Raw genomic sequence first — 23,974 nt, 5'->3', positions numbered from 1 at the left:
CAAGCATAATGTGGTCGTTTTTTAACCATTAGTGGCCGCAGGGCAGAACTTAATACTTAAAGAAGTTTGAGATATTTGAATGCGATCGCTTTTGCCACCGTAGGGGCGATCGCTTTAAAATTCTGAACAACGCAATAATAAGCATTCCCGCAATCCTTTGGCGGCCACTTAATGGTTAAATCACAATTTTTCTGAGCCATAACGCGCAACAATCGGCGCAGAGGCAAATTCTGACAAGCCAACGCTTGTTAATAAATTAGTCCAATCCTCAGCAACTACGCGGGAACTTGAATTAGTGCGGTGCATCTGGGCTAAATTAGTTACAGCATCCTGCCAAATATAATTGACAGCATAGGCAACGTACTCTCCTGGTTTTGACGTATTCAACTGAGTTTTCAGTTCGCTCGTTAGCGCTATCCGTTGCACCCATGCTTTAACGTAAAAATACTCAGATGTGGTTTGCGGAGCGCCACAATAAACTTTGAAGTACCATTGATACTTAGAGCCTTGCTTGAGAGCATATTGCGGACTTGGCGGTAGGCTGATGCCAATAACACCAGGCTTGTCAGCCAGCGTTAAAGGTGTACGGTAGATGTCTTTGCCTTTTTCATCCTGAAATACAAACTCTCCAGTGCGTAAGTTTGTGGGTAGGTGTGGTACATAAACCCAAAAGGTGGGATACTCGGAGACTGTTAATGCTAAGAAAGATTCCGATTCATTTAAAGTTTCTTCACCAGGCACCAAGGCAGTAATAGGCGTTTTTAGGTCTGGACATTGAGTTCCAGTACGCCTTGCCCCTCCTTGGCGGCGACCAATGGGTGCGCCGTTACGTGGAAATTTTAATTGGGCAAGGCGGTTTTGTGTGTTAGATACAGCTTTTTTGACAGGTTGGGTAGTAACTTGTGCGTGTACTTGTAGCGGATAACTTACAATATTGAGCAATATTAAAGGGATAAAGCAAGTTTGTAGTAAATGCTTTAGCCCTGAACCAATGGCTACAAAACCGTCATCAGGCTGCGCCCACAATTCTCCAACTTCAGTTTTTGGTTGATGAATTACTTGTTTCATTAGGTTTTGAGGTAGTTTATTCCTGGTCATAATTCAGTGTCAATGTCAAAATATTTTTGCTATTTCTGAATTAGAAACGGGAAGCCTGCGAAACAAAATTTTCCCTGCGTAACATCCACATAACAACCATAGCCGTCAATACCAATGCCAATACAGGCGGGATAAGTGGTATCCACCCCGCCTGTGTAAAAATGCCAAAGCAAATCCCAAATAGTGTCAACAGCGTCGTTGCTATTGCTAGCCCAAGGTATAACGGCTTTAAGCAGCGCCATGCTATGATACCTCCCACTAATGACCATCCCCAAATCCAAACAGCTTCAATCCATCCAGACCACCACCACAACAAAGGTCTACGATCCAGAACAGCACTAAGAATCTGGCTCACCATGTGCGCCTGCACGAGCAATCCTTGTATTTTCTTTTCTTTGGTGGGGATTTTCCAATAGTCAGCTTTAGTGCTGGGGGCGGTAACGCCAATGAGAACGATACGATTCTTTAATGATTCTACTAACTCTCGATTGATTTTGTCGTTTAAAACATCTTTGAGAGATACGGTCTCGGCAATTTTTTCTCCAAGCCGCAGAGAACGATAATTGAGCAACACTTGATAACCCGATGCATCAATTTTTTGGTAGCCGCTAGAGTGTTCTTTTAATGGCTTAAATACAACGTTGCCAATTTGCAAGTCTCCTTCGGTTGTGATGTCTGCGTTGATATTTTTGGAAAGTAAGTAGTGACGTGCAAGCTGAAGGCTGAAAGCATCTTCGGCGGCACACGGCGATTCTATGGGAGGAGTTAAATGCAACAATTGGCGGCGAGGAATTTCATCGTTGTCTATCACAAAATCGCTAAAACTTTGGCGTTCTTTTGGGACTTCATCGGGGGAGTGAATACCATCAGGTTCGCCATCTAAATTAGCAGAAACTTTGCACACTGTAAAAATGCGGTGATCCTGCTGTAAGCGAGTGGTTAAATCTGGATAATCTGGGTCTACAGGGAAATCTCGATAAATATCTATACCGATTGTTGTTGGTTGATACTGCTCTAATTTTTGCAAGAGTTGAGCGAGTGCCTGATCTGAAAGCGACCCTATGCCATTCATCCGCTTCTGGTTTTGATAATGTATATCAGCCTCCCCAACAGTAACTATTAACAGGCGTGGATCTGACCTTTCCAAAGGCGATCGCATTTGCATCAAATGGTCGTAAGCCTGCAATTCACTTTGTTGCAACATCCCCAAATAGCGCACTCCCATGACTAAGGTTGTAATCAGTACACTCACCAGCAACACAGTTAGAAAAATACGTTTCAACTCAATCTTTGGAGAGCATAACTGTTTCCAAGTGGGCGGTAAAACTCCAGGGTTCTGAAAAATTACTGGCAACCAAGTGGCATTGGGAAATTTATTCTCCAAGCCTTGCAGCTTTTCCCTCGCTTCCCGCGATGCTAAATAAAGAGATTTACCTCTCGAAAAAGCTACTAGAAAATGTTTTAAAAATTCCTGTGCTACCTCATCTGGGACTGGTTCCCGCATCACAATCATTTGCGGAATGTTTAAAGTTGCTAGTTGCCATGCTAATCCCAAACCATCACAAGAGTTAAAAATTGCTAGTTGCAAACCTTGGGAGATCGCACTTTTTAAACCATTATTTAACTCGTCAATTGTTAGGCTATCACTTTTATTAATGTAAATACGGCCAGTACCATTAGAAGTTTCACTATGCCCCGCAAAAAACAAAATATCCCATTGCTGCCACAAATAATTATTTAGCTCGTCGCGTTGCGGCTCCACTAGAAAAACTGTTTCGGCATTTGGTAAATTTGTTAATAACTGACGGTCTAGTTGAATATTAATTCCAGCACTATTTCCCAAAATTGCTAAAATTCTTACCTTGGGTTTATGCGGTGGCGTCGGTGGTGTTTCTGATACTGTTGCACTTAAGGCAAATTCTGCTTGTGAGTATCTCTTAAAAAAATCCCACAAATGCCAAGGAAGCCTTTGTAATTGACTATTATCTGTGCGAATTAATACTCGAATTGTTTCATCTCGGTTTAATTCTTCGCGTAGTGTATTATTAATGTGACGAAATTCCTGAGAATCAAGCCATGTTTGCAGGCGATCGCTCAATAATTTACCAGACTGGCTACATTTTTCAATTCTACTTTTGATAGAGCCATCATAAATAATTTCTTGAGGTTTGATGCGGCTAGGTATTCCTAAACTGCGATATTTATCCTGCCACTGGTTGAAATAAGTAGCTAATTCGGGGGATACAGGTAAATTGCCAGAAACTTCTATTTTTGGGCGAGCATTTTCTGCTCCAATTTCTAATGTCACCCGGCACCCGTGTTCTGATAAATTACCATCCAGCTTCAGAACAACTAACTTTGCCATATACCTATTTCAAATTAGGGATTTTGGATAATCAAATTAACACTAGCAAATACTGAAACTTTTTTACAACGCTGATTATTTATGATAATATTTATTGACTGTTCGTTATAAGAAGTAACAGCATTTTCGTGTACTAAACTTTAAACTGTAAAAAACTCTGTAAAGTTGACATCCCCCAAAACAATTTTAATGCTAAAATGCTCTCCAAGTTCAGTACTAAAGGTTAGTTGAATACTCTTGGTATCTCTTGCAGTAGCTTGCATAACTACGGTGCCTAAATCATCTAACACCATTATTTCAAGCTCTTCTGGCAGATACTTTTGACCATCAACTGGGCATACTTTCACACAGATGTTTATTTCTTGTTCGGAAACAGGTATAATTCCAACCACTAAAGCAATGGGTTTACTTTCTGATTGTCGTCCTAAGTTCAGGAGTGTACCTTTTTGCACACTAATAGTTAAATTATCTGGGTTTTGAGCTAACGTTTGTTCAGCAGATCTAAATCTAAAAGCTAGTTCAGCTGATTGCGGACTCAAAAGCGATTCAACCGTTTGCCAACCGACATCAACAACATTCATTAACCACTTACTCAGGTGAATTGGTTGTTTGACTTTTTCAGGGGTTTCGCTTAGTTGTAAGATGAATTCTTCAAGCGATCGCAATTCGCTTATGAGTACCGAATTAGATTCGCTCACAGTTTTCACAAATCCTAACAAAGTTGCTTGTCTTAGCGATTCGTCAAACTGTACAGCTACATAAGCAATTCTATCTGAGCAAACTTCTGGCGAAATATGAATTATCTTTTCGTTTGGTAACACCGGAAGACACTCTAGCCTACCTTTACCTATTACTTCTAAATCAGCGATATCCATTACTGTTTGAATCACCGGGTTCCAACTTAAACTTGCTGACCACTTCGTTTCAATTCCCATGCAACGTAGGTAGAATTTTACCGCAGACACCGCTAGAGTATTGAGATAAACCTGTTTAGCTTTTACTAAATTGCTATGCTGAGAGCAAAACTCTTCTGCCAGTACGCGATCTGATAAGCTTATCGGTACGGTAAAAGTTAAAGATTCTGACAAATTTTTCATCATTTTTTACTCTCTTGCTTAATTTACATCGTTTACACAGTACTCTTTTAACTTTGAGGAAAACTTATTTACACAGCGGTAATAAAAGCTACTGACTGTGGGAATTTTTATTTCAAATTCCGCAGAAATCTCTTTCCAGGATTTTCCCAACATTCGTCGCGTTGCTAATGCTTGAAAGTTAGCTTGAGGACATTTTTCTATATGTTCATTTTTGAAGATATCTTCTGGATCTGATTCTATACATTCTTTCAAAATATCTGTGAGGGTTTTTGGCTCTTGAGGTAAGGCGATAACATTATCCAGGTCAGCAACATTTATTCTTTGTATTCCTTGCTGAGTCTGTATTTTCCTAATAGCATCTTTAAAAAATCGCCGCTCAAAAAGTACATTAACCCATGCCATGACGCTACCGCGTTCTGCATCGTACTTATCAATCTTTTCACAAATATAAAGCAAAAGTTCTTGGCGTGCCTCATCATAAATATTTTCATATACAGCTACTGGATATTGACTTTTTTGCGGATGGCAAAGTCTACCAGAGCGCATAATGCCATTAACTAACTTTGTTAAAGCGATCTGTCTTCCTGGCGATCGCGGTGGGTGTTGTTGAGCTAAAAAAGCCAACTGTAGTAAATGTGAATCTAGTTCATCTTGTTCAGGATGATTCATCTGAGACTCCAAACCTGATTAATAAGCGCAAGTGAATCTCTATTTTTCTCTCGCTCTCCTGAGCGAAATTTTATGCCAAACAATTATTTTCGTTACGAATGTTTATATTTAGAGGTTGAAGTTAAGGAAGAACCGTTATACAGGCGACAACAAAGAACAAGCCGACTGTTACTTAAAATTGTAAGTAAAGTTTTGTAATAATAATCCGAAATTTTGCATAAAAAAAGTTGTAGTAGCAAGAGAAATAAGTAGAGCAACGCATTAGTTGCTTTGGGGATTGTATCAATATGAGATGAATATAAGTATGAACCCAATCAATTTGTGATGTGGGTCAACAGAGTATGAGAAGTGCTGTATCTAAGTGTTTCAGCAAAATAAAGATTGCGATAACTTCGAGATAGAAAAGTGTGGCTTAGAGGATTTACATGGTTTCATAGCTTTGCAGAAAGTGGCAATTCCTGATTAAAGTCGGCAAAAGTTGCATGATACCAGACGGAACAAACAACTTAGTGATGATGAGTAATTTTTAGAAGCCCATTCAGTAATTGCAATGAGTATAACTATGGTTTTTGGCAACCGCATTTTAGAGCAATGTAACTTTAAAATCAAACTTTTGCAAGAAGAAAAGTTGCAGCATACTAAACCCGTGATCGATTGTATGGCAGATGCAGTTTTCTGGGTCAAGCCAGACGCGCATTTTCTCTACGCCAATGATGCAGCGTGCAGTTTGCTTAGGTATTCCCGTCAGGAATTACTCTCTATGAGTATGCATGACGTCAAACCAGACTTTTTGCCAAAAGATTGGTCAAAGTATTGGAGAACTATTAAACAGCAGGGCTATTTATACTTTGAAACTATACATAGAACTAATGAAGGTCAGAGCTTTCCGGTGGAAATCACTATGACCTATTTAGAATACAACTCTAGGGAGTATGGCTGTATCTTGATCCGCGATATCAGCCAACGTCAGCAACTATCTACCGCCTTACAAAAGGTTAATCAAGAACTAGAGTGCAAAGTGCAACAACTTTTGGCTGAATTAAGGGACGCTAATAAACAATTATGCTGCGAAAAAGTTTTGCGCCAGCGCGCAGAAACGGCTTTAGAACAAGAAAAACTATTCACTAAACACAAAGCGCACTTTTTCTCTATAATCTCTCATGAATTTCGTACTCCCCTGAACATTATTTCACTCTCCACTAGTTTACTTAAACGTCATCTTCACCGTTGGAATGACGAGAAAAAACTACAGTATTTGCAGCGCCTGCAAACAGGAGTTGAACAAATCAGCCAATTGATGGATGAAATTTTTATCAACAGTAGAGCAGAAGCAGAAAAGCTCAAGTTTGAGCCAAAACCACTTAACATAATTCAATTCTGCCGTGAAATATTGGCACAAATGAATTTGAACGAAAGCATTGTTACTTGCTCTATGCTAGGAGACCCTTTCGGCAGTTCATCTAGTGGAGATGATTGTACAGTCTGCGTAGATAAAACATTGTTACAGCCCATTCTCAAGAATTTGCTCTCGAATGCGGTCAAGTATTCTCCGAGTGACAGCACGATTGATTTAGTAGTTTCTTGCCAGGCTAAAGAAGTGATTTTCCAGATAAAGGATCGGGGAATTGGCATTTCGGTAGCAGATCAACAACGCTTGTTTAAGCCATTTCATCGGGGTGCGAATGTCAGCAACATCCCAGGTAATGGATTGGGTTTAGCACTTGTCAAAAAGCTTGTAGATCTACATGGAGGCCAAATCACCGTCGCTAGTGAAGTTGGGGTGGGTACTACCTTTACAATTTCTCTTCCGCTGGTATGACAATTTCTGCAACAGCACAGCCGGACAGACGATAAAAATTTAGCATTCACCTGACAAATAACTAAACTTCAAGAGGACACTATGACAAAGATTTTAGTGATTGAAGATGAGGCAGAAAGCCGAGATATCTTTCTAGACAGTTTAGAGGCAGAAGGGTTTGAAGCGATCGCTGCCCAAAACGGTCTTGTCGGCATTCAGCAGGCACAAGAACACTTGCCTGATTTGGTACTTTGCGACATTATAATGCCGGAACTTGATGGTTACAGTGTCCTCACCACGTTGCGCCAAAACTCTGTGACAGCAACGATTCCCTTCATTTTTCTTAGTGCCAAGTCTACTAAAACTGAGGTTAGGCAAGGTATGAATCTGGGAGCGGATGACTATCTTACTAAGCCCTCTACAGTAGAGGAATTATTAGAAGCGATCGCTGCTCAACTGGAAAAACGAGCAACCCAAAAGCAGTTGTACACTGTTGAGTCCCAGCAAGTTCCAAAGCCAAAGAGTGCTAAGACTGCAAAATCGCTAAACCCCCAGTCACTCTTGCCTTCTGACCCTCATTTTCGTGAGGTTTTCCAGTTCATTGAAGCAAATTACCATCAACCAGTGGGCTTAACTGACGTAGCTCAAGCCGTTGGTTACTCAGCAGCCTACCTAACTGACCTAGTACGACGCCAAACGGGGCAGACTGTGCATCAATGGATTGCCAAGCGCCGGATGGCAGCAGCGTGTTCCTTGCTTTTAGAAACTAACCAATCAATTGAGCAAATTGCTGAGGCAGTGGGTTATCGTTATGCGGGATGTTTCTTTCGTCAGTTTCGCATCAGCTTTGGAATGACTCCTCAAGTCTGGCGAAAAGCGCAACGCATTCAGTCGAGCGCGAGTTAGATTCGATCTCACGAATGTCAGAACTGTGACCGCCACCAAGCGTTGCTGTGGATAAGGGAAAATATTACTCGCGATCGCATATACTCGACGCTTAGTTAAGTGCGATCGCGACTCGTCTAGAAAAATAAGTTGAGGCTACTCAAGCAGCCTTTGTTCGAGTAGCCCCGCCCTTAGACATCGGGCAATGGTTCTTCGGACAATTGTGTACATCCTGAATGAACCAGTGCGAGGCTCCTGCTGGGCTGAACTATGATCTTAGACTTCCGCTGAGTGCGTTTCAATGTTAAGCCAACAATCAGAACACTGGCGACCAGAAAGACAGGAACTGCCGAAGGTTCGGGTACTGGTTCGGGTTGCAGGTTCAGCGACGCGATCGCTTTATCTCCCCGAATCAAACCAAAGCCAAGTCTGGAGTTAAAACCAGATGCAGGGCTGTCAGCTGTTTCTCTCAATGCGTTATATACCTCAGTGGGTGTTGCGCTTGGGTCTGCTTGCAGTAAAAGCGCTGCTACTGCTGCTGTGTATGGTGCCGCAGCAGACGTACCAAAAAAGTCGAAGAATTCAGGATCGCCAATATTAGGAGCATTTCCACCTAAATTGAAGGAAATTGGCAGCCCGTCTGGAGCCACAACATCAGTCTTTAGAGAATTTGGGTTGCCTTCTGAAGAGAAGGGTTCGAGTTCCCCCTGCTCTACCACAACGCCGTAGGCATTATTTGAGTAAGATTCGGCGTTCCCGTAGTACACAGCTCCAACGGTTAGTGCATTTGCGTTATTCGCGTGTCCATATATTGGGATCTCAGGAAAATTATTACCAGCGTCAGTGAAGTAAGAAATCCCTTGGTTAAATACTGTATTAATTGCTTGGTTAATAGGCCCATTTGGAGGCTCCTGATCTATGAAGTCTAAAGGTACATCAGGGATATCTTGGGGATTGTAGCGGACATCATCTACGATAATATTTGCCCCAGCAGCGGTTAGAGCCTGAATGCTTTCACCAAAGACATTCACACTGCCCACACCTGTGTGAAACATCAACTTAGCCCCTGGAGCCACAGCATGGATGAGCTGCGCTATGGCACGACCTTCATCGCTGGCATTAGGATCAGAGAAGTCTTTGAGTACGTTAACGCCAGATGGTAAGTAGCCATTGGCTATGTTGGTCGCATAAGTATCCAGTTTGCCAGAGGTGTCAAAGGTTGTTGCTGTGCTAAAGCTATCAGATATCACTCCGATAGTAATTCCTGTACCATCTAAACCGTAGCGATCGCGCAAAACATCAACCCCTGTAGCTTTGGCTGCTGCTTCAATTGGTAGGGTAAATGTAGCTGCCTGGACTTCAGCAACAAAACTCCCAAATGCAGCAGTGGTGGCTATTACCCCTGAGGTAACTACTCTTTGGATAAACCTCAAATCTCTCATAGCATTTAAAGACCTTTTCAATATTCACTCTTGTTAGAGCAGATTGGATTTACTGTAATACCGCCTGTCACAACAGAATATTGATGCAGAACCTAACTGTCAATTTGAATTCTTTAGGAAAATTTCATAAAAATTAGGAGTACTGTTTATCCTTTCTTGTATTAATCTTGATTATTGCTAATGATAATATCTGATTACAAACTAAATAATTAACAACATTTTTTTAAATTATTAAAAAACAAACTAAAAAAGACAAAGTATCTAAAGCTTTTAGAAAAATAAAATCAATACATCCTTTAAACCTTGATGAAAGTAAACCCAGCGAGTACAGTAAAGTTCTCTGTAAAAGCTCACTGGGTTAGAATGTTTTTGAGTTCCAAGTAGTTACAGTTATTGGTTTGTTAAGCTTAGGTTAAACTGTTAGCGTTGCTAACAGCACTCCAGCCAATGCAAACCTTTCTAATCCGACTCCAAAGTGTACAGCCTGATACACCCCCTGCAACTGACTCTAGAGCTTCCTCAGATAATTCATTTGTAATGTCTGGAGCAGGGTTAGTTGGAAGCACCAAGTAGACTTTATTTGCAGTTTCTTGAATTACTTCAATTTCCAGAGATTTTGGAATTTCTTGCCCCGACTCTCTCTCAAAAACTGCTCTGGGATTGCTGAGTAATTCTTGCTTGAATGTTTCATCTTCCCAAGCTCGCTGAATTAGCTTATGCTCGATCTCGAACCGAGCGTTCATTGATTCAGTAATCACTTGTTTTATTTCTTCGTGCATTTGATTTTCTCCTGAATTGGTTCTATCAATCTTTGATTGACACTAACCAGAATAGCGATTTAAAAACTAAACCGTCAATTTGAATTCTTTTGGCGTTCAATCAAAAAAAATAGAATATTTGAACACAGAATTTAAATAAGAATGAGGTTTTTTTAGAAAATTTATAAAAATCAAAGTGCAAGCATTTAATTATAAAAAATAAAACTATAAACAATCAGTAACTTGCCGGAAGTAGAAAATTATCGCATTCAATCACAAACAGAAGCTAAAAAGTTATTAGTTTTATCGAAAAAAATTGAATTGTAATTCTAGGTTGCTATCCTCTAAGCTACAAGTCTACGTATGAATTAAACAAACACATAGATGGAAGTTTCACAAGAAGATTTAATCACAATAGTCGAGGAAGCTAGTACTCTAGCCGAAAGGCTGAGGGCACACTTTATTCCTAATAAAACATTAGTTGATGAAAAGCTGATTAGTTTGCGGTGGAAAGCGTGGTGTCAGGTTGTGGCACAAGGTAACTCAGAAAAATTTGCTAAACGCCTCGCTTGGGGCGATCGCGATTTTAACGCTGTTAGTAGCATTCTCGGATCTGTCTGCCTTGGCGAAACAAAAAAACTCCCTCTTTGGGCAGAAACTTTGCAGTCAGCTTTGCAAACTAACTGGGAAACAGCTTATGCAAGTGTCTATCACTGTCTGGATGCTGAAAAGCCAATTCCCTTTGAAGAAGTTTATCTACCCTTTGTTTATGTAGCGCGGCAAAAACTTGCTACACAGGTTGGTGCTAGTTGGCAACTACTCTCGGAAGTAGTTCACATACATTTGCAACGTCAACTGTTATTAAAGTTGGCCTTTGTTTGCGCCCAGTCTTTAGAAGTGGAATTTTCACTATTTAAAGCGCTCAAGCAATCAGCTTTCACCTTCTTATGGGGACGAGGATTAGATATAGGTTCTAATGAGCAGTACCAAGCTTTTGTCAAAGACTTGAAAACAGGCAAGCTACTGTCATTTTTCCAGAAATACAGCGTCTTAGCTAGGTTAATGGCAACAGCAATAGATATATGGGTAGAAGAAAAAACGGAATTTCTCCAGCGATTAGCATTAGATTTAGGAAATATCCAGCAAACCTTCCAGGAAAATACAGGTCAGGTTGTTGCCATTCAATTGAATCTCTCAGATCTTCACAATCGAGGGCGATCAGTGATAGCTTTGGCTTTTGCTTCTGGATTGAAACTGATATACAAACCCAGGTGTTTAAGCTTAGAAACTGCATATTTTCAGTTACTCGCTTGGTTTAATCAGCAGTTTGTTCTACTACCGTTCAAGTTAGTTAAAGTTATTGACTGCAAGACTCATGGTTGGATGGAGTATGTAGAACATTTACCTTGTGAAGACGAAGCAGCAGCCCAGCGATACTACCAGCGTGCTGGAATGCTTTTGTGTCTACTGTATCTGTTGCAAGGAAATGACTGCCATCAGGAAAATCTGATTGCCAGTGGCGAACATCCGGTGCTGGTAGACCTGGAAACCCTCTTACAGCCTATAGCCCAGGAGATTGATCCCAAAATAGAAGAACTAGGAGGAGCGCAATACCAAGCGAATCAACAATTTTTCGATTCGGTGCTGCGGACTGGACTACTGCCGAGGTGGGACTTTGCACCAGGAGGGAAGGCTGAAGACATTAGTGGTTTGGGGGGAGTTGGCGAGGAAATTCCTGTTAAAAGGCAAAAGTGGCAGAACATCAATACTGACGGCATGAAACTGGAGTATGAACTTGGCATTATGCCAACTCAAGCCAATACGCTTTTTCTTAATGATGTTCCTTTATCACCAAATAATTACGTTAATGAACTTGTAACTGGTTTCCGGCAGATGTATCAGTTTTTCTCAGAGCGGCAAGAAGCGCTGTTGGCAACCGATAGCCCTCTAGCAGTCCTAGCCCATCAGAGAGTACGATTTTTGTTTCGTAATAGCCAAGTCTATGCTGATGTTCTGGATAAAGCTCTGAACCCAAAATTCTTGCGGTATGGTGTAGACCGCAGTATTCAGCTAGATGTTTTAAGCCGGGCATTTTTGAAAGCTGATACAAAACCTTCTATCTGGCCACTGCTAACAGCAGAGTTACAAGCTTTAGAGCAAATGGATATTCCTTACTTTGTTGCTGATTCAAGCAGTGATGCTCTGAGAGTCAATGACTTAATTATTGAGGGTTATTTTAAAGAACCTAGCTATGACCGAATGATTTCTTGTCTCAAGCAACTTAATGATGCAGATTTAGCTCAACAAATTTCTATAATTCGGGGTTCCTTTTATTCGCGGGTCACTCGCGGAATAACCAGTGCAGCACCTACTAGTATTGATTTAGATTTAGATGCAATAATTCCTTTAACACAAACACAACTGGTGCAGGAGGCAGTTGAGATTGCCAAAGAACTGCAACAACGAGCAATTCAAGCCGCCGATCGCAGTATTACCTGGATTGGTATGGGATACTTACCTGATGCAGGACGGATGCAACTTCAACCATTGAGCGATGGCTTGTACGACGGTGTTTGCGGTGTCGCTTTATTTTTAGCAGCGTTAGCAAAAATGACAGCCGATGGGGGATTTCGAGATTTAACACTCAGTGCATTACAAGACCTAAGAAAATCCTTGCAGGATATAGACCCAAACTTTCAGCGTAAATTTACCAAGCAAATTGGTATTGGTGGAGCCACTGGATTAGGATCGATTGTTTACACATTGGTAAGGGTTAGCCAGTTTATTGATGAACCGGAACTTCTGGATATTGCCAGCCTTGCAGCCTCGTTAATCACTCAAGAAAGCATTGCAAGCGATCGCTCTTTTGACACAATATCCGGTTCTGCTGGCACAATACTAGGATTACTAAGTTTGTACCAAGCTTCATCAGATTCAGCAGTATTGAATCAAGCCGAAGCCTTAGGTTATCACCTACTAAATAACCGCACTAACAGCGATTCTGGATTTAGAGTTTGGGCAACCTTAGAAGGCAAGCTAGTCACGGGATTTTCTCATGGTGCGGCGGGTATTGCTTACGCCTTACTGCGATTGTATAAAATCACGCAAGATCCAAATTTCTTGGAAGCGGCAGAAGAAGCGATCGCCTACGAACGCAGTGTATTTTCTCCCAGCGCCGGAAATTGGCAAGACGGAAGAGAGAAGAAACCTTCTTTTATGACCAGTTGGTGTCATGGCGCTCCTGGTATTGGTTTAGGTCGTTTGGGGAGTTTAGAAATTCTCGATACTCCAGAAATTCGGCAAGAGATTGCAGTAGCATTAAATACAACTCAACAGTTTGGTTTACAGAATCTCGATCATCTCTGCTGCGGTAACTTTGGCAGAATGGAAGTGCTACTAGTAGGAGCAACCAAGTTGTCGAGTGCGGAACTACTACAAACTGTCCAAAAACAAGCAGCAACAGTTGTAGCAAGAGCAAAGCAAGTCGGTGCTTTTTATTTATTTCCCGAACTTTCCGCAGATGTTTATAATCCTGGCTTCTTTCAAGGCACTGCTGGAATTGGTTATGAATTACTGAGGTTAGCATATCCAGAATTACTTCCTTCGGCCTTGCTGTGGGAGTGAACTTAGTGCGGCTTTGCAATCGAGGGTTGAAATTTTAACGCAGAGGGGCGAAGAGGTAAGCGCAAAGGTACGCAGCGAAAAGTTACAAGGGAGTCGGGTTTCCCGGCGTAGGAAACGCCACTTTGCACAACGGGGGGAACCCCCGCAAGCAAGTGGCTCAACTTTTCAAGACAAAGAATTCGCCACGAATTAAGATTTTTGCAACTAAATTATCACACTGGATTAAATGAAACGCTTACATCGGTTACTTTACCCGCCTGGCTGGTCTATAGCTGCCAAAATATCAGCAGCGTTGGTGTCAGTTGCACTCATACCGATGAGCTTCACCACCTATTACAACCTGCGGCAGAGCTTAGATAGTGTGGAGGCTGGCGAATACCGCAAACTAGAACTGTTAGCCACAAGTACCGCTAGTCGCCTCGACCAGTTAATTATTGATATTCAACGAGTTGTGGTGCAAGTTAGCAGCGATCGCAATGTCGTAAATTTCCTAACAGCCTCCACATCTTCAAAGCAAGCAGCCCTCCGCCCTGACTTGCAACAAACTCTACAAAACGTCTTCCGTTCTAACCCAGACTTTGATGCTGTCTTTGTCATGGATAAACAGGGCCGTGCTGTTGCTGCCAGCGATCCGAAATTCCTTGGTCAAAACTACGCTTTCCGTGAATACTTCCGTTCCAGCATTCAAGGGAAATCCTATATATCTAGCATCTTGGTAGGCGAAACGACAAAACGACCAGGTATGTTTTTCTCCCAGCCAGTGCGATCGCCTAGTGGCGAAATTGTAGGAGTTACAGTACTTAAAATTAAAGGAGAAGGTATCTGGGCGATCGCAGATGGGTTACAAGTAGGTTCCCAAAGCTATACCTTTCTGATTGACCAACAAGGAGTGATCATCAGTCATTTTAATAAATCTCTCCTCTACCATAGCCTCGTCCCCCTACCGCCTGAGACGTTAAAACAAGTTGTCCAGGATAGACGTTACGCTCTAAATCAGATTCAGAGTTTAGGCATTCCAGAGTTACAGGTGATGGTGAGAGCTAAACACGCAGGTCACGCTACCTATCGCTTTCCACCTCAGCAAATGCCCCGGATCGTGGGCTTTGCACCTTTGCAAGAACAACCTTGGGTATTAGGTGTCAGCCAGCCGAAAAAAGATTTTACCAAGCCATTGAAGCGCCTGATCTGGCTACATGGCGGCAGTGTGCTAATTGTGGGAGGAATCACAGCCATCATTGCACTACTTTTAGCACGGAGAATTTCTCGACCAATTTATGCGCTCACAGCCGCAGCGCAGGCATTAGAACAGGACGATTTTGATTCTCAGGTATTGGAATTACGTCCAAAATTGGAGAAATTAGCTGGTAGCCAAGATGACATGGGCCAATTAGTGCGAGTTTTCTTGGGGATGGCTGAACAAGTGAGGATGCGACATCAAAAGCTCAAAATGCAAGTCCGGGAACTGCACATTGAGATTGACGAGACTAAAAGAGCCAACAATGTGGCGGAAATTACGGAAAACGAACATTTTCGGCAGTTACAACAAAAGATTCAAAAGCTCAAAGAAAAGAAAGTAACTGTTAACGAAACGGAGACAGATTACTACCAGAGATTGCAGACTAAGGTGCAATCTCTCAAAGAGCGATCGCTAAACTGTGAGGCATAGATATGTCATTCGATGATGACGAACTGATATCACGAGAGGAAGTGCTAGCGGGTTTACCAGCGAAACGAGCGAATACAGTTTTGTTTTTGCTTGAGAGCCGGACAGCACAAATAGTGGCGCGATCGCGGATGGAGTTTTCTCTTACAGAGCAAGCTGCATCAGAACGCGATTTGGCTTTCCTGGAAGCCTTTGCTCTAGGAAACGCGCCGCCACTCCACCCTACCATTCAGCACTTAGAACGTTACGCCGAGCAGTGGGCAACTCTCGTACCGGAAAACCCTAGACTCAAAGCTGCGATCGCCCATGCCCTTAGCCAGAAATATACCTTCATCTATCAAACAGTACCTAACATCCGCACAACTTTGGGTTTGGATGAGAAGGCAGTGCAAGTGGCTTACTTGCGTTTGTATAGAAAAAAACTGTTGACTATTTTTGCATCCAAGTTACCACTCATTGAACAGTGGCGCTGGATGACAGCAGCGATCGCCCAGCGTCTAGAGTCTCTTCCACCCTTCTGGCTAGCCTCCATTCTTACCGTAGCTTTGGGTCTTCCCCAAGCCTTCTTAGCTTTGCCGATTGCCGTAGCCGATATAGGCCCGTTAGCTACAATTGCTTTCATAGTCATCATCGGTATAATCAATATCCTAACTATGGCTTGCATGGCAGAAGCCGTTGGTCGCAGCGGTGATTTCCGTTATGGCAATGCTTTTATCAAACAATTAGTATCTAATTATTTAGGAAATACAGGTTCATTTATACTTTCTATAGCAGTAGGCATCCGTGTTTTCCTCATAGCCTTAGCTTGCTATATCGGTTTGTCGGTGACTATGGCAAACTTCACCCAGATACCAGCAGCACTGTGGGCGGTGTTGCTGTTCTGCGCCGGATTATATTTGGTATCTCGTAAATCTTTAAACTTTACCGTTGCCTTGATGGTATTACTAGCAGGCATTAACGTGAGTTTGCTTCTCATTCTTTCACTGTTAGCATTCCGCCACATCCAAATAGAAAACCTTTTATATGTAAACTTGCCCTTTCTCGATGGTCAACCTTTCCAGCCCTGGATGCTACAACGGATTTTAGGTGTCAGCTTGATGCTTTACTTCGGTCATGTCTATGTAGGAGAATGTGCCAAACTAATACTTCCCCGTGACTCTAGCGCTGTATCTTTAATCTGGGGAAGCGTGGCGGGAACTGCTTTTTTAACTCTTCTGTTTTGTATTTGGGTGCTTGCAGTTAACGGAGCCGTCTCGCCAGATTTGCTCACTGGACAGTCAGGCACTGCCTTAGAGCCATTGGCGCTGCAAGTCGGTGCGATCGTCACAGTCTTGGGAGCAGTGTTAGTCACCTTGTTGTTAGGAATGGCTTGGCTCCGCAGTTCCAGTCTTTTAGTCAACCTAGCTAGAGAGTGGTTACCTGCCCGTCCCCAACCGATTTTAAAGCTGCCCCGCCAGCAGGGAATATTAATCTTGCATCCCTGTGGCGATCCTAACTGTGTTCCTCATATTGGTGTAACCTACCTGGGACTAGAAGAGGCTAAGTCTAAGTTTCGTTTAGATATTCAGATGAGTGGCAATGTACATCATGTAGAAATTGCCTTCGCTGAACGTTGGAATATTAAAGAGTTACTCCATCAATTCCCAGACTTACGTAAGTGGGATACTCGCCTGACTTTAGAAGTGCGATCGGCTAATCATGATAATGCTTGTGTACAAGCCATTTCACCCATGCTCTTGGCTTACGAAGGAGGGTTGAAAGCTGATTTTAGCAATGCTACTTCCGAGCATCAGAGTCAAACACAAAGATTTTGGAAAACCCTACTAAACCAACGTCGTTTTTTCCTATCCATCAGCCCGTTACTTCTAGTCTTCTTACTAACTGAGTGGCTGTTCCTGGCTGGTACGCAATCCTTTACCAGCGTACTCGCCTTTGCTGGTGTACTTGGCAACTCCCTTGTTGGCGGTATTTTCCCAGTTTTACTATTGGTTTCTAGCCGACGCAAAGGAGAGCTTGTGCCCGGAGTAGTCTTCAAGATTCTCAACCATCCGTTTTTTAGCGTCGGTGTATACAGCCTATTTTTAGCTATCCTACTCGTCCACGGTCTGTTCATTTGGCAAAATTCTGTGGCGCGTATCAGTGCATTGTCTATTGCTGTCTTATCTTTAGGAGCAACTTTGGTAATGAAGTACTATGGTGCGTTCACTTCTCGTGTGGTAGTCGAGCTGCGAGAGCAACACCAAGGAGGACGATCCGTATTCACAATCACTGCTGGCGGACAACCAAAAATAGCAGAAGTGTTATTGGGATATGCCGAGGGTGAACAACACCACCAAGCTGCCACTGTCGAGATCCCATCGCTCTCATCCTTACAGTATGCTACTTTCCGCCTACCAACCAAGCGCAAACAGGAATTGAGAGTATGGGCACACAGGAGCAATTCCAATAATATTGACTCCAAAAGTTTGCCTGCACTTGTGGAAGTCCAGAGTGGAAACAAGAATATGCAGTTTGACTTACTCTTATCTAGTGGACGAGTTTTGCTTCCTCTCATTAGTGATGGATGCTGGTTGAAGTTTACTTTTCCAGAGCCATCATTTTCTGGGAGATGAGGGAGATGGGGAGATTATTGTACAGACGCGATTAATCGCGTCTCTGACCAATTACTACGAGGTAACTTATGGCACAAATTATCGCAGTTCATTCATTCCGTGGCGGCACTGGCAAATCAAACTTGATTGCTAACATAGCATCTACTATGACGCTTCAAGGGCAACGTGTAGGTATTATCGATACTGATATCCAATCGCCTGGAATTCACGTTATTTTCCGGCTTAACGAAAACAAAATGGAACTCGCCCTTAATGACTACTTATGGGGTCGTTGTAATATTAAAGATGCTGCTTACGATGTTACTGATGCTCTAATTGCAGACCAGGGAAATACAGGTACAGTCAAGGGTAGCCTTTATTTAGTTCCTTCTAGTATTAAGGCGGGTGAAATCGCCAGAGTTCTACGTGAGGGTTACGATGTAGTCCGCCTCAACGATGGCTTTCAAGAACTTATCCGCACTCTGAAACTGGATTACCTATTAATTGACACACATCCCGGCTTGAATGAAGAAACCTTACTTTCCATCGGTATTTCTAATGTTCTAGTGATCCTCCTCCGTCCAGATAATCAAGACTTCCAAGGCACTGCTGTAACAGTGGATGTAGCTCGGAAACTGAGAGTACCAAAAATGTTGTTGGTAATTAATAAGGCTTTACCATCCTTGAATTTTACCGACTTGGAACAACAGGTAGAGAAAATTTACAACGTCTCAGTGGCTGGAATTTTGCCTCTTTCGGAAGAGGTGGTGCAGTTAGCAAGCAATGGTATTTTCTCTCTACGTTACCCTCAGCATCCCATCACTCAAACAATTAAAGAGATGACTGAGCAGATTGCTGGTGTCGTCGAAAGACAGGAGATAGGATTTAGACGCAATTAATCGCGTCTGTACAAGAGTTAGGAGTTATTATTCTCTCTCATCTATTTCTGGAGGCGATGTCTACAATGGGTTACACCTACGCTTATGATTGATCAACAATCATTCCGTTCTCATGTCCTCGCCTACTTTGGAGCTACTGCTGCACAGGCGGAGGAACTATTGGTATACAACCAAAACGTTTTTAATCACAACACATTAGCTCATACCATCAAGTTTCCTCTTCCTCCCGAAGCTCATGTGGCTGTTTGGGAAGAATACGCTGTGGCTGCAAGAGTTGTAGGGACATTTGAAGCACTAAAGCGGGTACTGGTTCAGTTGAGATTTCCCATAGTTGAGGGTATCAGCCAAATGGAAACTTATCGAGCTGCCACTCGCAGAGGTGTTGTAGTGGATGGGATGACAGAGGCGACTGGTTTAGTTTTACAGCAACCTCAGAAACTCCAATTAATACTACATCAAAGCTTGGCTGGAACCATCCCAGTATTGTTCACTGACAACCGAGAGGACTTTGTTTCTCTGGTACAAGCTTTAACAAAGCGAAATGAACCCCAGCCAGTTCCTGCATCTATGGGAGCCTGTATAGTTAGCGGGTTTAATAACTGGGACAGGATTCGTAAGTATCGCCAAAAATGGGAAGCTGAAAGTTTTGCTAATCGCTGCCAAAATAACTGGCAAGCAGAATTCCAGCGTCTAATTCCGCAAAAAGAACTTTATCAGGATAAGTTCATTATTTTGAGTGGCGGTTCTTATAGCAATGTTTCAGCTAGCGACATGGAATTAGAGGAATGCCAATGGCAGCGTTTATCCCTGACAATTCGACTAGAACATGAATGTACGCACTACTTCACACGCCGCTTATTTAACTCCATGCGGAACAATATCCTCGATGAGCTAATTGCAGACTACAGAGGTATTGTTGCTGCTACAGGCTTTTATCGAGCCGATTGGTGCTTACGCTTTCTGGGGTTGGAATCATTTCCTAATTATCGAGAAGGAGGTAGACTGCAAAACTACCGTGGTCAACCTCCACTTTCCGATGGGGCTTTTGCGATTTTACAGGCATTGGTGAAAGCAGCCGCGGAAAATTTGCAGTGCTTTCACGTTGACTACCCAGAAGATTTAACAGACGCTAATATGCAACCTCTAATGTTGATGAGCTTAACTCATTTGACATTAGAAGAATTGGCTTCTCAAGAAGCAAAATTCCGCATCCAACAAACCTTAGAAAAATTGCAGACATTTCTTTCTGTATAAAGAATCTCATTCCTCTGCGTTCTCTGCGCCTTGGTGAGTCCAGCCCCCGTCTTGGCGGTTCCCTTGCCGTCACGATAGCGCAGCGTTAGCGAGTCTTGTCTGCGACACGCTACGCGAACGAGCGTTTGGGGGACTGGCGATCGCGTAGCGTATCCGTATGATTCACCAGAAAGGCAGTTTTTTTTACAAATTTACATTTAAAAAACGTAGGGTAATCAAGCGATGACAGAAGTCCTACTTAAAGAATTAACTAACAGTGACATTAATTGGATGATTGCTACAGGCCATAAAAGAGAAATAGCCGCTGGTACTGTACTTATTCAAGAAGGAAAAGCTGTGAATTCCTTACATATCCTACTAGATGGGATGTTAACAGTTACTGCTTCTGAACCAGACAACAATCCTCTAACTCGTGCTTTTGCTGCTCTAGAAGGTATTGAAGCTCCCAGTCGAGAAATTGCGAGATTATCTAGTGGTGAGGTTGTTGGAGAAATACCTTCCGTCAACACTCGCTTAACAGCTACAACTGTTAAGGCTGTAGAAAAATCCTTGGTATTGTCAATTTCCCAGCAAGAATTGGCAACAAAATTGCAGCGGGATGTTGGTTTTGCTTCGCGCTTTTATCGAGCGATCGCGATTATGCTTTCAGATAGAATACAAAGCATCATTAATCAACTGGGCCGTAGCAACATAGCCCAAGGGCAACCACTAAAGGATGTGTTGTTTGTATTAGGAAAATTGCATGATAGTGACATCGATTGGATGATGGCTTGTGGGACTCAGCACAAAGTTGCTGCTAATACCGTACTCATCCATGAACAGGGGCCTGTGGATGCACTTTATATCCTACTCAGCGGAACAATGTCACTCTCTATTTCTGAGGATGAACGCAATCCTTTAGCTCGTGCTTTTGCTGCTATAGAGGACAATGAAGTTGCAAATCGAGAGATAGCGAAATTATCGAAAGGTGAAATCATGGGAGAAACACCCTTCATTGATGGTCGCTTACCTGCTACAAGCATAAAGGCAATTGAAGACTCAATTGTTTTGTCTATTTCCCGACAACAATTGGCCACAAAGTTGCAGCAAGATGTCGGATTTGCATCTCGTTTTTATCAAGTGATTGCCACTTTACTTGCAAACAGATTTCAAGGAATGCTCAGTCGCCTTGGTTATGGCAGACGCGTTTATAGTCAAGGTCAATCACTCAATGAAAATATTGAGTATGAAGATGAACTTGATGCTAATTCTTTAGATCGTATGGCGTTGGCTGGCCAAAGATTTGCATGGATACAGGAACAGTTGAGAGGTGGTTGAATTTTTCTGTAAATAGCTTTACAAAGACTCAACTCAAGGCGGCTGCAAGCGATGCTTTGCTTTAGCAATCATGACTGCCGCCAGTTTCACTTAAGCTGTAAATTTATCACAAAAACAGAAAAGATTAATAGTTCTAGAGAAAATTTTAGCATTGTATTTAAATATATAGTTGGCTATTCTAATAAGAGTAGACTATAAAAATTCTCTAGCTATATACATCTGCGTGAGATTTTTACATATCATTCAGCAACAATAAAATATTATTTTAAATAACTTAAATGCTCCTCGAAAGCAGCTTTGTATCTATGGCTCAGAGGGTGCAGCCAGAAGAACCAAGAGGTTCTCTGCAAATAACTTAGGAATACTATTTATAACTTTAGTATTAATTCAGGGAACTGTAATTTTTATTTTTTAGTGCATTTATTTCCAGCTTTATAGAAGATTAAGGTGAAGGTAAATGTTAGACCAAAAACGCAGCCTATTCCGCAAAGAGTCACTAGAGCGACTATCTTCTCCAGACAAGTTAGACCAATTGATGCAAGTTGTCAGTCCTAGAAACTGGCTACCACTAGTCGCCTTGGGTTCAATGGTTGGAGTAGCTGTTATCTGGAGTATTTATGGGCGCATTCCGATCACCGTCGAGGGTCGAGGGGTACTGATTTACCCAAGCAAAGTTGTACCCTTGCAATCAAAAAGTGCAGGACAGTTAATGTCTCTCAATGTAAAAGTTGGGGATGTAATTAAAAAAGGGCAAGTATTAGCAACCATTGACCAAGCTGAACTACGCAAGCAACTACAACAGCAGCAAGTTAAACTTGCAGAACTAGAGTCACAAGATAAAGCTGTTGGTTCATTGCAAGGAGAGAGACTTAAACAAGAGCAGCGATCGCAACAACAACAACGTGATTATCTTCAGCAACGGATAATGGAACTGCGAGCCATAACACCTCTTTTAAAAACTAAAGGTAATACTTCTATTGAGCAACAACGCCAAGGCTTACAAGAACGTATACGGCAAGCCCAAGCTTTGGCTCCTGTTTTCCGGCAAAGAATGGAAATCCGCCAACAGTTATTCAAAAAAGAAGGAGCAATTTCCGGTGATGAGGCTCTCAAGGCAGAACAAGAATACCTACAGAACTTAGAAAAAATCGCTGATATCCAAAATCAGTTAAAAGAACTAGATTTGAAGGAGACCCAAACAGAAAAAGATTATCGTCAAAACCTCAGCAGCATTTCTGACTTGCAAGCTCAAATAAAAGAATTAGATAGTAAACAAGCTGCTGCGGCTCAACAAGATTTAGAAAATGCCACTAGCCGAAAAAAAGAAATTCAAGAGGTTAAGCGAGAAATTGCCAAACTTCAACTGCAATTAGGCGACAATAGCCAGATTATTAGCCAATATAGTGGACGCATTTTAGAAATTACGTTGATACCAGGCCAGGTGATTAACGCTGGTACTCGCTTGGCAACTATAGAAGCAGAGAATCCTAACAGCAAGTTAGTTAGTGTTAGCTATTTTCCCGTAGCAGATGGCAAAAAAATTCAACCTGGTATGACAATACAAGTTACTCCCCAAACCGTCAAGCGAGAACGCTTTGGTGGCATTGTGGGTAATGTTACCAACATCTCACGCTTTCCCATTACCAAGGAAGCAGCTGCCTTAGAAGTGGGTAATTCAGAAGTGCTGGAAGCTTTGATATCTGACAAACAAGAAGGTGTAATACAAGTATTCTCTGACCTCAAAAAAACCAACACACCTAGCGGCTATAAGTGGTCTTCTTCCACCGGGCCACACATGAAAATCTCTCCTGGAACTACAACTGTTGTCCGAATCAAAGTAGAAGAACGCGCTCCTATTACTTTTGTTTTACCAATATTGAGGTCTGTCAGCGGTATATATTAACTCTACCTAAATCACACCGATTCAGCCCTGGCAGTATTTACAAAAATTGAAAAATGGCTACTTTTTAAGCATACGTACTTATTTATGAACAAGCATTGTACTGCTCAGTTTCAGGCATTTCCAGAACAAGCCCTTACTGATGCTGCCAAATCACTAACCAATCCACTGTGGCGGTTTTCTAATCATCCTCAACTTAGCCAAGTCTTTCAATTTATTGAAGCAAATTACAATCAACCGATTAGCTTGCATGACGTTGCTGTTGCTGTTGATTACTGTGCAGCTTATTTAACTGACTTAGTACGACGTAATACAGGAAAAACAGTCAATGATTGGATTGTCGAACGTCGAATGCTAGCAGCACGAGCTTTACTCCTAGAAACTGATCAATCTGTGAATCAGATTGCTGAAGCAATAGGGTATCAATATGTAAGTCATTTTTTCCGACAGTTTCGTCAGTACCACGGGACGACTCCTCAAAATTGGAGAAAGGCTCAACGAAGCTAAAGTAAATGTAACTGAAGCACATTTTCATCTATAGCTTTTAATGCGTGAAACATTAATAAGTATAAGAATACTAGATATTGATAATGTTGACAAAATATAGACTGGAG

General features: G+C 42.1%; 16 protein-coding genes. 10 read left to right on the top strand and 6 right to left on the bottom strand.

Annotation, left to right across the window (positions count from 1 at the left end; genetic code table 11):
* Positions 1–180 precede the first annotated feature (180 nt).
* From AC5JL8_RS35745 to AC5JL8_RS35730, 4 genes are all read right to left on the bottom strand, one after another.
* On the bottom strand, positions 181–1,098 hold the full coding sequence (locus AC5JL8_RS35745; protein ID WP_495884432.1) for a DUF928 domain-containing protein: 918 nt from the start codon (positions 1,096–1,098) through the stop codon (positions 181–183).
* Between the two features lie 40 nt (positions 1,099–1,138).
* Entirely contained in the window at positions 1,139–3,463 is a 2,325-nt protein-coding gene (locus tag AC5JL8_RS35740) for a CHASE2 domain-containing protein (protein ID WP_495884431.1), read from the bottom strand.
* Positions 3,464–3,603: 140 nt separating this feature from the next.
* Positions 3,604–4,563, bottom strand: coding sequence for a DUF1822 family protein (locus tag AC5JL8_RS35735; protein ID WP_495884430.1), 960 nt, complete (start codon positions 4,561–4,563; stop codon positions 3,604–3,606).
* 15 nt (positions 4,564–4,578) lie between these two features.
* A complete protein-coding gene (locus AC5JL8_RS35730) occupies positions 4,579–5,229 on the bottom strand; it encodes a sigma-70 RNA polymerase sigma factor region 4 domain-containing protein (RefSeq protein WP_495884429.1) in 651 nt (216 codons plus the stop codon).
* A 550-nt stretch (positions 5,230–5,779) separates the two neighbouring features.
* On the opposite strand from AC5JL8_RS35730, the gene AC5JL8_RS35725 reads away from it, so the two are divergent.
* Together AC5JL8_RS35725 and AC5JL8_RS35720 are read left to right on the top strand one after the other, a co-directional pair.
* Positions 5,780–7,048, top strand: a complete 1,269-nt coding sequence (locus AC5JL8_RS35725) for a sensor histidine kinase (RefSeq protein WP_495884428.1) — start codon at positions 5,780–5,782, stop codon at positions 7,046–7,048.
* Positions 7,049–7,129: 81 nt separating this feature from the next.
* Positions 7,130–7,933 (top strand): response regulator, encoded by an 804-nt coding sequence (locus AC5JL8_RS35720; protein WP_495884427.1) that lies wholly within the window; start codon positions 7,130–7,132, stop codon positions 7,931–7,933.
* Between the two features lie 170 nt (positions 7,934–8,103).
* On the opposite strand, the gene AC5JL8_RS35715 is transcribed toward AC5JL8_RS35720, so the two are convergent.
* Both AC5JL8_RS35715 and AC5JL8_RS35710 read right to left on the bottom strand, forming a co-directional pair.
* A complete protein-coding gene (locus AC5JL8_RS35715) occupies positions 8,104–9,354 on the bottom strand; it encodes a S8 family peptidase (RefSeq protein WP_495884426.1) in 1,251 nt (416 codons plus the stop codon).
* Positions 9,355–9,761: 407 nt separating this feature from the next.
* Positions 9,762–10,133 carry an NHLP leader peptide family RiPP precursor gene (locus AC5JL8_RS35710; protein WP_495884425.1) on the bottom strand — a complete coding sequence of 124 codons (372 nt, stop codon included), beginning with the start codon at positions 10,131–10,133 and terminating at the stop codon, positions 9,762–9,764.
* Positions 10,134–10,496: 363 nt separating this feature from the next.
* On the opposite strand from AC5JL8_RS35710, the gene AC5JL8_RS35705 reads away from it, so the two are divergent.
* From AC5JL8_RS35705 to AC5JL8_RS35670, 8 genes are all read left to right on the top strand, one after another.
* A complete protein-coding gene (locus tag AC5JL8_RS35705; protein ID WP_495884424.1) occupies positions 10,497–13,736 on the top strand; it encodes a type 2 lanthipeptide synthetase LanM family protein in 3,240 nt (1,079 codons plus the stop codon).
* A gap of 226 nt (positions 13,737–13,962) precedes the next feature.
* Positions 13,963–15,402 (top strand): PDC sensor domain-containing protein, encoded by a 1,440-nt coding sequence (locus AC5JL8_RS35700; RefSeq protein WP_495884423.1) that lies wholly within the window; start codon positions 13,963–13,965, stop codon positions 15,400–15,402.
* A gap of 2 nt (positions 15,403–15,404) precedes the next feature.
* Positions 15,405–18,011, top strand: coding sequence for an amino acid permease (locus AC5JL8_RS35695; RefSeq protein ID WP_495884422.1), 2,607 nt, complete (start codon positions 15,405–15,407; stop codon positions 18,009–18,011).
* 68 nt (positions 18,012–18,079) lie between these two features.
* On the top strand, positions 18,080–18,889 hold the full coding sequence (locus tag AC5JL8_RS35690) for a MinD/ParA family ATP-binding protein (RefSeq protein WP_495884421.1): 810 nt from the start codon (positions 18,080–18,082) through the stop codon (positions 18,887–18,889).
* Between the two features lie 84 nt (positions 18,890–18,973).
* Positions 18,974–20,143, top strand: coding sequence for a DUF7005 family protein (locus AC5JL8_RS35685; protein WP_495884420.1), 1,170 nt, complete (start codon positions 18,974–18,976; stop codon positions 20,141–20,143).
* 222 nt (positions 20,144–20,365) lie between these two features.
* A complete protein-coding gene (locus AC5JL8_RS35680) occupies positions 20,366–21,460 on the top strand; it encodes a cyclic nucleotide-binding domain-containing protein (RefSeq protein WP_495884419.1) in 1,095 nt (364 codons plus the stop codon).
* Positions 21,461–21,917: 457 nt separating this feature from the next.
* Positions 21,918–23,363, top strand: a complete 1,446-nt coding sequence (locus AC5JL8_RS35675; RefSeq protein ID WP_495884418.1) for an NHLP bacteriocin system secretion protein — start codon at positions 21,918–21,920, stop codon at positions 23,361–23,363.
* A gap of 84 nt (positions 23,364–23,447) precedes the next feature.
* Positions 23,448–23,867, top strand: a complete 420-nt coding sequence (locus AC5JL8_RS35670; protein WP_495884417.1) for a helix-turn-helix domain-containing protein — start codon at positions 23,448–23,450, stop codon at positions 23,865–23,867.
* The last annotated feature ends 107 nt before the right edge of the window (positions 23,868–23,974 follow it).

It is taken from the genome of Mojavia sp., from assembly GCF_059505145.1.
Note: the sequence above shows the minus strand (reverse complement) of the source record. Positions and strands in the feature narration are given on the sequence as shown.

Coding starts and splice junctions, on each gene's coding strand:
- AC5JL8_RS35745 (WP_495884432.1), bottom strand. CDS start 1,098: ATGACCAGGAATAAACTACCTCAAAACCTAATGAAACAAGTAATTCAT.
- AC5JL8_RS35740 (WP_495884431.1), bottom strand. CDS start 3,463: ATGGCAAAGTTAGTTGTTCTGAAGCTGGATGGTAATTTATCAGAACAC.
- AC5JL8_RS35735 (WP_495884430.1), bottom strand. CDS start 4,563: ATGATGAAAAATTTGTCAGAATCTTTAACTTTTACCGTACCGATAAGC.
- AC5JL8_RS35730 (WP_495884429.1), bottom strand. CDS start 5,229: ATGAATCATCCTGAACAAGATGAACTAGATTCACATTTACTACAGTTG.
- AC5JL8_RS35725 (WP_495884428.1), top strand. CDS start 5,780: ATGAGTATAACTATGGTTTTTGGCAACCGCATTTTAGAGCAATGTAAC.
- AC5JL8_RS35720 (WP_495884427.1), top strand. CDS start 7,130: ATGACAAAGATTTTAGTGATTGAAGATGAGGCAGAAAGCCGAGATATC.
- AC5JL8_RS35715 (WP_495884426.1), bottom strand. CDS start 9,354: ATGAGAGATTTGAGGTTTATCCAAAGAGTAGTTACCTCAGGGGTAATA.
- AC5JL8_RS35710 (WP_495884425.1), bottom strand. CDS start 10,133: ATGCACGAAGAAATAAAACAAGTGATTACTGAATCAATGAACGCTCGG.
- AC5JL8_RS35705 (WP_495884424.1), top strand. CDS start 10,497: ATGGAAGTTTCACAAGAAGATTTAATCACAATAGTCGAGGAAGCTAGT.
- AC5JL8_RS35700 (WP_495884423.1), top strand. CDS start 13,963: ATGAAACGCTTACATCGGTTACTTTACCCGCCTGGCTGGTCTATAGCT.
- AC5JL8_RS35695 (WP_495884422.1), top strand. CDS start 15,405: ATGTCATTCGATGATGACGAACTGATATCACGAGAGGAAGTGCTAGCG.
- AC5JL8_RS35690 (WP_495884421.1), top strand. CDS start 18,080: ATGGCACAAATTATCGCAGTTCATTCATTCCGTGGCGGCACTGGCAAA.
- AC5JL8_RS35685 (WP_495884420.1), top strand. CDS start 18,974: ATGATTGATCAACAATCATTCCGTTCTCATGTCCTCGCCTACTTTGGA.
- AC5JL8_RS35680 (WP_495884419.1), top strand. CDS start 20,366: ATGACAGAAGTCCTACTTAAAGAATTAACTAACAGTGACATTAATTGG.
- AC5JL8_RS35675 (WP_495884418.1), top strand. CDS start 21,918: ATGTTAGACCAAAAACGCAGCCTATTCCGCAAAGAGTCACTAGAGCGA.
- AC5JL8_RS35670 (WP_495884417.1), top strand. CDS start 23,448: ATGAACAAGCATTGTACTGCTCAGTTTCAGGCATTTCCAGAACAAGCC.